Genomic DNA, 13,772 nt, shown 5'->3' on the forward strand with positions numbered 1-13,772 from the left:
AACAATATCAAGGCAATAAAATTGTTCCCACAAAAGAATATTAAGAGGATTGAACAAAGTATAATCAGGTGTCAATATGGTAGAGGAAAGCCCGGAACAGTTAGCCCTTGAAGCCGAAATAAAAGAGCAAGCCCAAAAGTTCATAACATACCTCAATTCCACACTTCCCGAAAGCATGGAACTGGAATACGAAGGGTTTTACAGACGAGGATTTTTCGTAAGCAAAAAAAGGTATGCCGTCATTGAAGACGGGGAAATCATTGCAAAAGGACTTGAACTGGTTAGAAGGGACTGGGCGCCGATAGTCAAAAAGACACAGGAAGACATACTCATGGCAATCCTAAGGGAAGGGGATGCGGACAAGGCAATCAAAGCCGTTAAAAAAGTTCTCAAAAGACTGAAGAAAGGTGAAGTCAACAACAAGGAACTCATCATACACACACAAATCACAAAGCCCCTTGACCAGTACAAGCAAGTCGGACCACATGTCGTGGCTGCAAAAAAAATAGAAGAACACGGCATTAAAGTGAGCCGTGGAACCATCATCCAGTATATAATCGTGAAGGGAAAGGGATCCATAAGCCAAAGGGCCGTTCCGTACGAATACAGTGAAGGATATGCATATGACAAGGACTACTACATCAACAATCAGCTGATTCCGGCGGTTGAGAGAATCATGTATGCCTTCGGGTACACAAAAAAGGACCTGGAGGACATGTCCAGAGGTGAGGTCCAGCAAAGTCTTGATGCATTCTTCTGAAAAATATAAATAATCTCAAAACCATAAATATCCTTATATGTATAACGATGATAACGACCGTGTCGTATTTTTTGATATAGATGGAACATTGCTTGACACTTCTGATTTTGCTGAAACAGCAAGAAAAGCAGCTATCGGACTGATGGTGGATAACGGTTTGCCTCTTGATAAGGATGAGGCCTACGGCGTTTTAAAAACAATCATCCGTGAAAAAGGGTCAAATTACGGCAAGCATTTCAACGTGCTCACCCAGGTTGTGCTTGGCCACGAAGATCCCATGCTCGTAGCCCTCGGAATGATTACATACCACAACGTTAAGATGGCACTTTTAAGGCCTTTTCCAGAAACACTCGATACATTGATTTATCTGAAAAGCCAGGGCTACAGATTGGCAGTAATTTCAAACGGGATAACCATCAAGCAGTGGGAGAAGCTTGTAAGACTCAACATCCACTCATTTTTCGATGCGGTGATTACTTCCGAAGAGGTCGGAAAGGAAAAACCAGACAAACTGATTTATGATGTTGCAATAAGAAAAATGCATGGAAATCCTGAAAAATCAGTGATGATTGGAAACAAGTTCAAAGCAGACGCTTTGGGTGCCGTCAATGCGGGATTAAGTGCTATTCTTGTAAACTCTGACGTTACAGAAGATGACAGAGAATACATCAAAAAACATAAACTGGACATTACAATTGTTGATGATATTGGTGATGTTAATACAATATTATAACTCACCAAAACAACTATTTTTTTAAAATTCGAGTTCTAAAGTCACTGGACAGTGGTCTGAACCGTAAACGTCGGACAATATTTCAGCTATTTTTACGTTGTCCTTCATTTCTTCATTTACATAAAAATAGTCAAGTCTCCACCCTGCATTCCTTTCACGTGCACGGGTTCTGTAGCTCCACCATGTAAAGTTGTTTTCGCCTTCGTCAAACATCCTGAAAGTGTCGATGAATCCTGCTTCTTCTAACTGGTCCAGCCATGCGCGTTCCTCAGGCAGGTATCCTGATTTTCCTTCACAGTTTTTCGGATTGTATACATCGATTGGATTGTGGGCGATATTGTAGTCTCCGGTTATGACCAGATTCTTTCCTTGCTTTTTAAGTTCAATGAGCTCCTCAAGCAACGCATCGCAGAATGCAACCTTGAAATCAAGTCTTTTGGATTCCATCCCGCTGTTCGGAAAGTAGATGTTGTATAATATGAAGTCAGGATATTCAATTTTTAAAACCCTTCCTTCACTGTCAAGCTCTTCAATGCCAAGACCTTTTGTCACATTAACGGCCTCGATTTTGGAGTATGTGCCAACGCCGCTGTATCCTTTCCTTTCAGCTTCGTTGTAGTACTTATGAAATCCATCAACGCCCGCCAATTTCTTTGGAATATCCTTTTCGGTAGCTCTTACTTCCTGAAAGTTGATGATGTCTGCATCACTGTTTTCAAACCAGCTCCAGAATTCCTCCTTTTTGGAAACTGCCCTTATACCATTGACGTTCCAAGAAACCAGCTTGATAGACATTATAATCTGACTCCTTTATCAAGAGGAACTTCACGAAGCCAATTGATGTCACTTTTGTATAGCATACGGATGTCTTCCACATCGTATCTAATCATTGCAAGCCTTTCTATACCCATACCGAATGCCAATGCAGGCTGGTCAATGCCTAACGGTTTGAGCACTTCTGGCCTGAACATTCCGGCACCTCCAAGCTCAATCCAGCTTTCCTTTTCCTCGAGATAAATCTCACTTTCGGTAGAGAGATAAGTGTACGGGAAGTAGGCAGGTCTGAACCTTACTTCAAATCCTAATTTTTTATAGAACTCTTTTAAAACACCTAAAAGATTTTGATAGCTGATTCCTTCACCGCATACCAGTCCTTCAACCTGGTGGAATTCAGGCAGGTGCTTGTAATCGAAGGTTTCTCTCCTGAATACCCTTCCGACTGAAAACATCTTGATTGGAGGCTCATGTTCAAAAAGGTGTTTTGTTGAGATTCCTGTTGTGTGTGTCCTTAAGACGCTTTGGCGTGCAATGTCCTCGCTCCAATCGTATTGCCATCCAATTGATCCGGTATCTGCTCCGGTTTCGTGGGTTTCTGCAGTGAGTTTCACAAGGTCCATGTCCGGCAAATCACAGGTGAGAGGATTTTTGAGATAGAATGTGTCCTGCATTTCACGGGCCGCATGGTCCTGTGGCTGGAAAAGTGAATCGAAGTTCCAGAATGCTGATTCGACATATTCACCATTGTCTTCAACAAATCCCATATCCAAAAAGATGTCCCTGATTTCGTCAATGATTACTCTTAAAGGGTGCTTTTTGCCTGCAAAGATGACTGGAGCTTCTGCATTAATGTCATAAGGACGGTATTCTAAATCTTTCCATTGCCCATCCTTGAGATGCTGGTGTGTTAATTGAGTGGCCTGTTCTTTGATAATGAATCCTTCCTCAAGAATAGCTTCACCTTTAGGCAGTATTTTAAAGGAATGTGAGGTTTCCTTTTTGACGTTTAAAATGTTTTTCCTGCCCGCTAATTTTTTGACTCCGTTGAGCAAATCATCAGTGAAAAGTCGGACCCCGTCAGCATTTGCCTTCAGGTAATCCAGAGTTTCCTCATCCACATCCATTTTGGATGCAAAATCCTTACCGAAATCTGTGATTGTAACCATTCCCTTATCGATGTTTGCCCAGTTTTTACGGCGAAGCCAACCGATAGCGATGTTTGTTTCCTTTTTGTCAACACCGGTTTCTGTGGATAAATCTTTCATGTGAATCCTGTCTTTATTAGCCAAGGCATTCAATATCCTACGTTCAGGAAGTCCCTTTTCGGCATATTCCTTTCCGTCATCAGTCAATGAATAGATTTCCTCAACGTCCTTGTGCATTTCGATAATGTCCTTTGATGCAAGGGAACCTGCAGCACTCATTACTGACTTGATGTCCATACCAGTGTTTTTGGCAATCTCTTCAGGAGTTGCCTCAGGATTGGCTTCCAGTTCTTTTAAAAGTTTCTTTTCATAGATATGCAATTCACTAATGGTTTTTTTAATATCCTCACTCATTTAAACACCATAATTTTAAGATTAATAATATAATAATATATGTTTGAAAACATTAATAAATATAGTGCCTAACTGGAAAAATCAACATATATTTACCATGAATTAAAAAAATATTAATCATGAGCGAAATTACTGAAGCCGTAAGGCTATTTGAAGAGGGTTACGTGTGTTCACAAGCAGTGTTTGCGGCATTTTCCCCAGATTTGGGTCTTGAAAAAGAGCAGGCATTGAAGATTGGAGCATGTTTTGGAAGTGGAATGAGAAAAGGAGAGGTTTGCGGAGCCTGCACCGGTGCGCTGATGGCATTGGGTCTTAAATACGGCCAGAGCAAGGAAAAGTCAAATGAAGCCTGTGAAAGATTTTTGGATAAATTTGAAAATGAAAACGGTTCCTACATCTGCAACGAGCTTCTTGGATGCGACATCAGAACAAAAGAAGGGGTTGAATTTGCAGTTGAAAACAGACTGTTTAAGGAATTCTGTCCGAAGATGGTTGAATCCGCAGCAAAACTTACAAAAGAAATAATTGAAGGGGGGATAGAATAATCCCCCCCTTAAAAAACTTATTCGAAATTGGATTTAAGATAGCTTACAAAAATGGATGCTGCTGTCAAATCGGCAGTGGTTCCAGGATTGTACTTGTTTTTAAACAGATAATCGTCAAACTCTTTTAACCTTTCACCAAAGTCATCAGCATCCTTGAGGTTTAAAAGATCCCTTGTCATCATTGATATTTTCAAAGCCTCATCTGAGCCGTATTTTCTTGAAATCAGTGTGTCGGGAACCTGTGATAGTATTGTGAGGAATGTCAAAACACATGCTTCGTTTTTGGTTTTTTCATCCTTAAGTTCATGATATGTGGGATATCCTATTTCAAAGACTGCAGGCATGTCGGAGGTCATCTCACGGGCAAGCATGTCCCATGGCGCTGAGATTTTCAAAACGTCAAACATTGTCTGATTGTTTTGCCTCAGCTCGTTTTTTGCATTGTCGCTTGAAACGTCGTATTCGTCCTGGTCGCCCATTCCTCCCGCATCGGCAATGTTTATCGCATCATATAAATCGCATGCATCATCGACTGAGGTGTTTGCCATTAGCACCTTGACATTTTCCCTTATCTCATCAAAATCGGAACTTATTGCGGCCGCAACAGCAATTGGTGTTGTCATCATCACGATTCCGAGGTTGGTGTTGTTCTTAATCCATCTGTCGGTTTCGGCCACTGCCTGGAGAATGTATTTTCCAAGTTCAGGGTTTTCGATGTCCACATCACTGCATGCTTCACGGATTGTGTCTCCGATGACAATGCCGCTTATCACGAAGTCCTCAAACTCCATGTCGTCATAGTCTCGGGTTCTATGGACATTTCCAGGTTTTGGATAACCGCTGACCTCAAGTGCTGAGGCAATCTGTGCTATTTTTGCAATTTCATCAGGGTTCATTCAATCAACTCGTTGAAAAGTAAATATGGTGCAAAGTTAGTGATAATCAGGTCTGCTCCTGCTCTTTTTATTGAAAGCAGGGATTCCAAAATTGCCCTTTCTGTTAAAAATCCCTTTTCTATAGCTGCCATGAGCATTGCATATTCACCGCTTACGTTATATGCAACCAGAGGAAGCATGAATTCATCACGTACCATGCGAACAACATCCAGGTACGGAAGTGCCGGCTTTACCATCAGAAAGTCGCAGCCTTCAATGACGTCAAGCTCGCATTCTCTTATGGCTTCAACGGCATTTGCCGGATCCATCTGGTATGATTTCCTGTCACCTGCATGAGGAGATGAGCATGCCGCAACCCTGAAGGGTTCGTAAAATGCTGAAGCGTATTTTGCGGAGTATGACATTATCATCACGTTTTCATATCCTTCATCGTCCAGAGTCTGTCTGATTGCACCGACCCTTCCGTCCATCATGTCTGACGGTGCAACAATGTCTGCTCCGGCTTCGGCATGAGATAATGCAACCTTTGCGATGTATGGAAGTGATTCGTCGTTTAAAATTTCAATTCCGTCATCAGTATCATCATTTTCAACAATCATGCCGCAGTGGCCATGAGAAGTGTATTGGCACAGGCAAACATCACTTATAATCACAAGGTTTGTTTCCTTTTTGAGTTTTCTGATGGCTTTCTGCACAATGCCTGTTGCCGAATAGTCTGGAGTCGCTATTTCATCCTTGGTTTCTTCCTTTGGAATTCCAAATACTATGATTGACTTCAATCCTTTTGCCTCAAGCTGCTTTGCAAAGTCAACGCCTGCGTCAAGGGAATATCTGAACTCCCCAGGAAGTGAGGAGATTTCCTCCTTTTCCATTGCTTGGAGCTCTTCCTTGAAATAGATAGGGTAAATCAGGTCCTCTTTTTCAAGTTTGGTTTCACGCACGATATCTCGGATTTTAGCATTCTTTCTTAATCTTCTCATTCTTGTTGTTGGAAACTGCATAATTATCACTTGATTATAATTTTGATTTGAAATTATTTATAATTGACATATTGTTCCCCCTATGAAAAATTGTCGTGACAATGTAAAATTGATGTGAGACAGTAAAATTGTTCTGAGTCTGTAAAATTGCTTTAAAGCAATAATTAAGATTAGAAAAAGAATTTAACAAAATTTATATAATATTTTTAAAAAATAGTCACATAATATATTTTAAATCTAAAATAAAGAAAATTAATGGATGCATTAAATGAGATTCAAAACAATAGAAGACTACAATAAAGACTTGGAAGACATGGAAGAAAACCTCAGAGAAATGGAAGATAACATTGAAAAACATCAAGATAATGGAGGGACCTTGGGCAATTATGAAACATACAAATACCTATATAATATTTTTAAAAAAGACAGAATAAGATTCATTGAAAATGTAAATAAAATAAACTTACAATTCGACCATGATTTAGAAAAGGGAGCGCTAACAATTACAGAATTTTATAATTTGACAACAAAATTTAATAAAATTAGGAATTTAACCGGAAACTTATTTGGAAATGACAATCCCAATGAAGATTTAGTAATCAATGGAATTATCAATTCCCCTTATAAAATCACATTGTCATTTAAAAATCCAACCGAAGAAGATGTAAAACGAGACTCAGCCCGGAAAAAAGGACTGATTAAAATTTTCGATTTAATACAATGCGGAGATGACATTGAAAAATTAAAAAAAGAAGTAAAATTCAATACAAATGAAATATTAATGGCATATAATGAATTTTTAAAGGAGATTATAAAACATGACAGAGGATTTATCCTAGATACTGAAATGGAGACCGTTAAAGTAGGGTTAACACTAGAACAATGCAAAAACATATGCAAAAATTTAAAAGTTGATTTTTATTAAATTATGAAAAACAATGCTGACTTCACACTTAATACTAATATTGAGACTGTTAAAGCAGGCCTGACTTTAGAGCAAAGTAAAAACATTTATGAAAATTTAAATGTTTAGAATACAAATATTACATTAATTACCAAAAAGAGGCCTAAAATGTCAAATTCAATTGGAGAAAAATTTCGAATAACAAGTTTCGGTGCCAGTCACGGAGTGGCTGTGGGTGCCGTTGTTGATGGATGTCCCGCTAATCTTGAATTAAGCGTTGAAGATATTCAAAAGGAACTGGATAAAAGAAAACCTGGAACAAGCAGTGTCACAACACCAAGAAAGGAAGCCGATGAAGTTCAGATTCTTTCAGGCATCTTTGAAGGAAAGACTGACGGAACACCAATCTGCGGAGTCATCTTTAACAAAAATCAGCATTCCAAAGACTATTCAATGTTTAAAAGCACGCCCCGCCCATCCCATGGTGATTTCGGATGGATGTCCAAATACGGAAACTACGACTACAATGGAGGTGGCCGTGGAAGCGGCAGGATAACAATCGGCCATGTCATCGGCGGCGCAATTGCCAAAAAACTCCTCAAAACACAAAATATTGAAATCGTTTCCCATGTGACTCAAATTGGAGACATTAAAGCAGAGCCTCAGGAATTGAGCGCCATCATTGAAAATATAGAGAAAAATCCTGTGCGCTGCGCTGATTTGAATGCTTCAAAGGAAATGGAAGAATTAATTCTTGCTAAAAAACAGGAAGGTGATTCTGTAGGAGGAATTGTCGAAACAATAGCTGTTAATGTGCCATCAGGCCTGGGAGAACCGGTATTTGAAAGGCTTGACGGAGACCTTGCAAGGATTCTGATGAATATCGGTGCGGTCAAGGGAGTTGAAATCGGCCTCGGATTTGACGTTGCAAACCACACTGGAAGCGAGATTAACGACGAATACCAAATAAAAGATGGTAAAATCACAACAAAAACCAACAATTCAGGAGGCATTATCGGCGGCATGAGCAACGGCATGCCGATTGTTTCAAGAATTGCAGTAAAGCCTACCCCATCAATTTCCAAATGTCAGGATTCAATCAATCTGGAAACAATGGAAAACGAAAAAATAGAAATTAAAGGAAGGCATGACCCATGCATCTGCCCTAGAGTGACAGTTGTTGCAGAATCAAGCACTGCAATTGTCCTTGCAGACCACATGATTCGCTCAGGATTCATTCATCCTTCCAACTTGGAACATTAACGTTTTTTCATGAAAGAAACTTCATCAAACTCGTTGTTCTTAAATGCGAGCTGATAGGAGTTTTTCCTCTCATTTTTAAACATCTTATGATTTGTGCTGTGGCTCGGTGACTCGACATCTTTCAGGGAAATCAGCCTGAATCTTCTCGGATTGTTGTAATTGACATTGAATGACAATCCGTCAAATGCTGCGATTGTCTTGACTCCGGTTATCTTTGAAACCTTTTTGGCCTCAGTGACAGGATTGTTTGATATCATCTTGAGGCCCAAATGGGTCATCACAGCCACTTTAGGTTTTACCTCATTAATCAGGTCGATGAAATTGCGGGTGCACATGTGACCGTTGATAGGTCTGTTTCCAGGTCTCAGCACGCTGGCTATTAAAATGTCTGCGCCATTATGCTCATCTGCCAAGCCTTCAAAATATCCCGTATCGGAAGTATATGAGACCTTAAATCCGTTGTAGTCTATCTGAAATCCGCAGCCGGTGGGGTCTCCATGCTCTGTCTTGGTGCCCTTTACCCTGATGTTATTGACACCGACAAATTCTCCTTCCTTTAGGACAACCTTTTCGGACTTGGATTGATGGTAGCTTGAAATGCATGGTCCCCACTCTTCAAAACCGTTCAAGACGCTGTCACTACCTATGATTGTTCCGAAATCCCTTGTCATTCCTCGTGTCATGGCTTCGATGAGCACTTCAGCATCGTTGTAATGGTCTGTGTGTGCATGAGTTACGAAAACGCCGCTCAGATTGCGGGGATCAAATCCGAATTGGTAAGTTCTCACAAGAGCTCCAGGTCCGGGGTCAATGTGATAATTCTTTCCGCCGAGATTATCAATCCTGAACCCTCCTGTCATCCTTCGCTGTGAAATGGCAGAAAACCTTCCGCCACCACTACCTAAAAACGTAATTTTCATTTAGATCCCCTATCATAATGAACATAAAATAATATCACATTTTAGAGGTGATTTGTCCTTTTTAAGGCATAAATCCTCATTTTTGATAACGACCTTGTCGCCTATTTTGACATTGTCACTTTCTGTAAACATCAATACATTCTGACCAGGTGCTGCCTTTTGCTGCCAGTTTCCGTCCATTGCCTGTGTCTTGTCGTTAAGCTGGACAAACAGCATGTTTCCGTCAATTGAAACCACTCTTCCAATGTCTCCATTGTCGATGATTTTTTCGGCCATTTCAATTTCAATGTTTTGCTGAACCAGCTTTTCAGTCAGGTCCTGTCTGAACTTGATTAGGACTTTGATGTCATGGTCAATTGTCATGTTAAGATGCTGCTGTGCGGTTGGAGCGCTGTAGGTTGGCTGTTGAATTAAAGTGTCAAATTTCTTGCCAACTGTAGGAGTCTGAGAAGCGACTTCACTTAAAACATCTTCAAAGACCTCACCCATATACTTCAGGCTTTGGGAAGCTTTCCATTTCTTTTGAATGAGATTTTGAGCCAATTTCTTTGCATAATTATTTCCAAAAATGATTATTCCCTTTTCACCGGCCTTACGTGATTTGGTCTCTGAACCCAACAGTTCAACCAGCTGATAGCCGTTGGTTGTCCCGTAAATCCTTCTTCGTTTTGTCTCAAATGTTCCTTTGGTACTCACTTCACCCCGAACGCAGTTTCCAACTATCTTCAGCTTGCTTGCATCGTCTGTGATTTTTATTGAGATGCCCAGCTCTTCTGCACGATTTGCAAATTCCTCGTCATTGGTGATTTTACCACCATACAGTTCATTTTCTAAGGTTTGTAAATTCTCTTTATCACCGAAATATCCTATTCTTCTTTTATCTCCGGTCATTACACATCCTTTTTTACCCATGTAAGCGATAATTAAGCTCATAATATCCCCTAATTAGATATTTTAAAATTTTTAAAATATCACAAATTTATTAATTATATATAGTTATATTAATCATGTATTAAATAGTTTAACCGAAAAATCATTTTAAAGGAAAAATTTTAAAAATCTGTCAATAAATAAAAACCATTCTATTTTTTCAAATTATTTAAAAAAGAAGTGATAATCATCAAATTCATTCAATAAGAATTTAGCATGATGTTCAATCAACATGTTTAAATATTAATATGGTCATAAATTAGATTATAATAATTGTTAATTATTTATCATTATAGATTGGATATAATGTTAACAAAAATTATAAGGAGAAGAACTTATGAAAGATCTCAATAAAATGTTTAAACCTGAATCCGTAGCCGTTATTGGTGCATCCAATACCCCTGGAAAAGTAGGATACAGTATTGTGGATAATCTCATCAATGATGGGTTTGAAGGAGAAATATATCCTGTAAACCCAAAAGGTGGAGAGATTTTAGGAAAACAAGCATATGCAAATATTAAAGACGTACCGGGAAAAGTAGATTTAGCAATCATTACAATCCCTTCCGTATTTGTAAACACCGCTGTTGAAGAATGTGGTGAAGTCGGCGTTGAAAATATGGTAGTCATTACCGCTGGTTTTAAGGAAGTCGGCGAAGAAGGAGCTAAACTGGAAGCTGAATTAACCGCCCTTGGTGAAAAATATGGCATAAACATTATTGGACCAAACAGTTTAGGAATAACCGATTCACACACTCCGTTAAACGGATCATTCTCACAGATGATGCCACCAACAGGAAACATGGCATTCATTTCACAAAGTGGAGCTATGATGGTAGCTATCATCGACTGGAGTGTAACATCCGGAATCGGATTCAGTAAAGTAATCAGTTTAGGTAACAAGGCAGGAGTAAGCGAAATCGAGCTGCTCCAATACCTGGCAGAAGATGACGAAACCAATGTAATCATCTGTTATCTCGAATCCATTTCAGATGACGAAGACTTTGTAAGAACCATGAGGGAAACAGCACACAAAAAACCGATTATCGTTCTCAAATCAGGTTCAAGTTCCGCAGGTGCAGAAGCAGCATCCTCACACACAGGAGCTCTTGCAGGAAGTGACCTTGCATTCGATACCGCATTTAGGCAATCCGGAATCATGCGTGTTGAAACAATGGCAGAACTCTTCGACTTAGGTCTTGCATTCTCCAAAGCACCGCTGCCTAAAGGTGATAATGTAGCGATTATCACAAACGCAGGTGGTGGAGGAGTACTTACCGTCGACGCAATGGAAAAGGCAGGGTTGCAACTTGTACAGTTCGACGAAGAAACCACTGCAAAACTTAAAGAATGCGTTACCGAAGAAGGAAGTGCAAAAAACCCAATCGACGTATTAGGTGACGCTCCTGTAAGCAGATACAAAGAATCCCTTGAAATCGTGTTGAGCCAAGAGGAAGTTGACAGCCTAATCGTAATGGTTTGTCCTACCGCATCAGCAGACCCTGACGGAATCGCAAATGCAATCCTTGAAGAGAGAAAAGAATTCGACAAACCGATTATTGTAGTGAATATGGGAGGACCCTCCTTTGAAGCTGCAAATGACGCTTTAAGAGAAAACGGAGTGCCAACCTACGTATTCCCAGAAACCGCAGTAACCGCACTTGAAGCAATGACAAGATACGCAAAACTCGAATCCAGAGAATACGATGACGTCATTGAAAAAATCGATGATGTGGACAAGGATGCAGTAGCTGCAATATTCGACAAAGTAAAAGCCGACGGCAGAGACACCTTGCTTGGAAGCGAAGCATATGCAGTAGCTGAAGCATATGGAATTTCAGCAGCACCAATCAAATTGTCAACAAGTGCTGATGAAGCTGCAAAACTTGCAGAGGAAATGGAATTCCCTGTTGTGCTTAAAATCGCATCAGACAAGATTTTACACAAATCCGATATCGGCGGTGTAAAAGTAGGAATCTCCTCAGCTGAAGAGGCAAAAGCTACATTCGATGAAATCATTGCAAACGCCAAAGCGGCACACCCTGACATCGTGCCTGACGGTGTAGAAGTGCAAAAGATGATGGATTCCGGTGAAGAAGTCATCGTAGGTATGATCCGTGACAAACAGTTCGGACCTATGATTGCATTCGGTATGGGTGGAATCTACGTAAACCTCATTGAAGACGTGTCATTCAACCTTGCAAAAGGAATGAGTTCCCAGGAAATCGATGAACAAATCGAATCAACCAAAGTATCCAAATTACTGGCAGGATACAGAGGAGAAGCACCTTGCGATGTTGAAGAGGTTAAAGAAGCTATCAAAAGAGTAGCAAGATTAACACTCGACTTCCCAGAAATCTCAGAGTTGGACATAAACCCAATCTTCGTCTACGAAGAAGGTTCATCTGCACTCGATATTAAAATCAAATTATAATTTCTCACATGAGAAATTATCTCTTTTTTTTCTTTTTTTATTCACACTATCAGTGATTATATGAACGGCGAAATTGATTTGGAACTTTACACTATTTCTCTGATTCGTTTGAACACTGCTTTTCAGAAATTGGATAACATCTGCGAAGCATCGACATTGATGAATGAAAGCGCCGATGATTTGGAAAGATTTTATAATGATGTTATTGACGATTTAAACCGGGAAGAGGTTAATTTCGGTGAATATTATCCTTTTTTTGAAAACGGAAAACAGACATTTCCTCAATACATCAATGCACTTGGAGAAATTGAAAATGACGAATTGGAGGAAGTTGTAGATAAACTAATTAATATTTTTAATAACTTGAACAGAATAGCTGAAGCATTTCCCACACAGGGTGGATTAAATGAATGAAACATTAGAAAAGATTGGAATTACAACAGAAGAAAGATATGAATGCATTTATACAACAATAAGTCCTGAAGGAGTTAAGAACTCAGCTGCAATAGGATTGAAATATTTCGGCGGCAATGACGTAGGATGCAGGATATTTGAAGGGTCAAAAACCCTGGAAAACATTCAAAAAACCAAAAAGTACGTCGTTAATGTCACACAGGACCCGATGATTTTTACAAAATCAACAATCGACAAGCTTCCGGATGAATATTATACAGACGACACTGACATTGCCGTTTTAAGGGATGCTGGATCATACATTGTCGTTAATGTCGTTGACATTGACGAGCAGAAGCCGGAAAATACTCCTATCGACAATGACCAAAGCATTTTCATGATTAAAGGTAAAATCGAAAAGGTTGTCGTTAATGATGAAAGCATTAAAGCTTTTAACCGAGCATTTTCAGGCATTATCGAATGTCTTGTAAATGTTTCAAGATATAAGATTGTCGATGACAAAAAAAGGAAATACTATATGGACAGAGTCATTGAAAACGACAGAATGATTTCAAGAATCGGAAATGGCAAGTCAAAAGAAATAATGAAACTTTTAAAAGAAGAATACGAAAAAAACTAAACGCCACAAAAAAATAAAATAAAAGCATAGTTATTTAA

General features: G+C 39.5%; 14 protein-coding genes. 8 read left to right on the plus strand and 6 right to left on the minus strand.

Annotated features, from left to right (window positions below; all coding sequences use genetic code 11):
• The first annotated feature begins 76 nt into the window (after positions 1-76).
• Both Q0W26_RS02095 and Q0W26_RS02100 read left to right on the plus strand, forming a co-directional pair.
• Complete coding sequence (locus tag Q0W26_RS02095) at positions 77-760, plus strand: DNA polymerase domain-containing protein (protein ID WP_298521837.1); 684 nt, start codon at positions 77-79, stop codon at positions 758-760.
• Positions 761-797: 37 nt separating this feature from the next.
• Positions 798-1,493: a TIGR02253 family HAD-type hydrolase gene (locus Q0W26_RS02100; protein WP_298521839.1), complete on the plus strand. Its 696-nt coding sequence runs from the start codon at positions 798-800 to the stop codon at positions 1,491-1,493.
• Positions 1,494-1,514: 21 nt separating this feature from the next.
• Here the strand turns inward: Q0W26_RS02100 and Q0W26_RS02105 are convergent, their stop codons facing one another.
• Together Q0W26_RS02105 and Q0W26_RS02110 are read right to left on the minus strand one after the other, a co-directional pair.
• On the minus strand, positions 1,515-2,288 hold the full coding sequence (locus Q0W26_RS02105; protein WP_298521841.1) for an exodeoxyribonuclease III: 774 nt from the start codon (positions 2,286-2,288) through the stop codon (positions 1,515-1,517).
• A complete protein-coding gene (locus tag Q0W26_RS02110; protein WP_298521843.1) occupies positions 2,288-3,829 on the minus strand; it encodes a phenylalanine--tRNA ligase subunit alpha in 1,542 nt (513 codons plus the stop codon). The genes Q0W26_RS02105 and Q0W26_RS02110 overlap by 1 nt, the downstream gene beginning before the upstream one ends.
• A 119-nt stretch (positions 3,830-3,948) precedes the next feature.
• Between Q0W26_RS02110 and Q0W26_RS02115 the strand changes: the two genes are divergently transcribed.
• Positions 3,949-4,374 carry a C-GCAxxG-C-C family protein gene (locus tag Q0W26_RS02115; protein WP_298521845.1) on the plus strand — a complete coding sequence of 142 codons (426 nt, stop codon included), beginning with the start codon at positions 3,949-3,951 and terminating at the stop codon, positions 4,372-4,374.
• 17 nt (positions 4,375-4,391) lie between these two features.
• On the opposite strand, the gene Q0W26_RS02120 is transcribed toward Q0W26_RS02115, so the two are convergent.
• On the minus strand, positions 4,392-5,270 hold the full coding sequence (locus Q0W26_RS02120; protein WP_298521847.1) for a triphosphoribosyl-dephospho-CoA synthase: 879 nt from the start codon (positions 5,268-5,270) through the stop codon (positions 4,392-4,394).
• A complete protein-coding gene (gene hemB, locus Q0W26_RS02125; protein ID WP_298521850.1) occupies positions 5,267-6,271 on the minus strand; it encodes a porphobilinogen synthase in 1,005 nt (334 codons plus the stop codon). The genes Q0W26_RS02120 and hemB overlap by 4 nt, the downstream gene beginning before the upstream one ends.
• Positions 6,272-6,518: 247 nt before the next feature.
• On the opposite strand from hemB, the gene Q0W26_RS02130 reads away from it, so the two are divergent.
• Both Q0W26_RS02130 and aroC read left to right on the plus strand, forming a co-directional pair.
• The gene (locus Q0W26_RS02130) at positions 6,519-7,175 is read left to right on the plus strand and encodes a hypothetical protein (protein WP_298521852.1); all 657 of its coding nucleotides are present in this window, start codon (positions 6,519-6,521) and stop codon (positions 7,173-7,175) included.
• A 147-nt stretch (positions 7,176-7,322) separates the two neighbouring features.
• Positions 7,323-8,417, plus strand: a complete 1,095-nt coding sequence (gene aroC, locus Q0W26_RS02135; protein WP_298521854.1) for a chorismate synthase — start codon at positions 7,323-7,325, stop codon at positions 8,415-8,417.
• On the opposite strand, the gene Q0W26_RS02140 is transcribed toward aroC, so the two are convergent.
• Together Q0W26_RS02140 and Q0W26_RS02145 are read right to left on the minus strand one after the other, a co-directional pair.
• On the minus strand, positions 8,414-9,337 hold the full coding sequence (locus tag Q0W26_RS02140; protein ID WP_298521856.1) for an MBL fold metallo-hydrolase: 924 nt from the start codon (positions 9,335-9,337) through the stop codon (positions 8,414-8,416). The genes aroC and Q0W26_RS02140 overlap by 4 nt on opposite strands.
• Positions 9,338-9,349: 12 nt before the next feature.
• Positions 9,350-10,270 carry a DUF2121 domain-containing protein gene (locus Q0W26_RS02145; RefSeq protein WP_298521858.1) on the minus strand — a complete coding sequence of 307 codons (921 nt, stop codon included), beginning with the start codon at positions 10,268-10,270 and terminating at the stop codon, positions 9,350-9,352.
• A 334-nt stretch (positions 10,271-10,604) separates the two neighbouring features.
• Here Q0W26_RS02145 and acs point away from each other — a divergent pair, with 334 nt between their 5' ends.
• Genes acs through Q0W26_RS02160 form a run of 3 tightly spaced genes read left to right on the plus strand, consistent with a single transcriptional unit; the run spans position 10,605 to position 13,734 of the window.
• On the plus strand, positions 10,605-12,701 hold the full coding sequence (acs, locus tag Q0W26_RS02150; RefSeq protein WP_298521861.1) for an acetate--CoA ligase alpha subunit: 2,097 nt from the start codon (positions 10,605-10,607) through the stop codon (positions 12,699-12,701).
• 60 nt (positions 12,702-12,761) lie between these two features.
• Positions 12,762-13,115: a hypothetical protein gene (locus Q0W26_RS02155; RefSeq protein WP_298521863.1), complete on the plus strand. Its 354-nt coding sequence runs from the start codon at positions 12,762-12,764 to the stop codon at positions 13,113-13,115.
• Positions 13,108-13,734: a DUF447 domain-containing protein gene (locus Q0W26_RS02160; RefSeq protein ID WP_298521865.1), complete on the plus strand. Its 627-nt coding sequence runs from the start codon at positions 13,108-13,110 to the stop codon at positions 13,732-13,734. Before Q0W26_RS02155 ends, Q0W26_RS02160 begins: the two co-directional genes overlap by 8 nt.
• The last annotated feature ends 38 nt before the right edge of the window (positions 13,735-13,772 follow it).

The sequence above is a fragment of the uncultured Methanobrevibacter sp. genome, from assembly GCF_947169325.1.
In the GTDB taxonomy this organism is placed as follows: domain Archaea; phylum Methanobacteriota; class Methanobacteria; order Methanobacteriales; family Methanobacteriaceae; genus Methanocatella.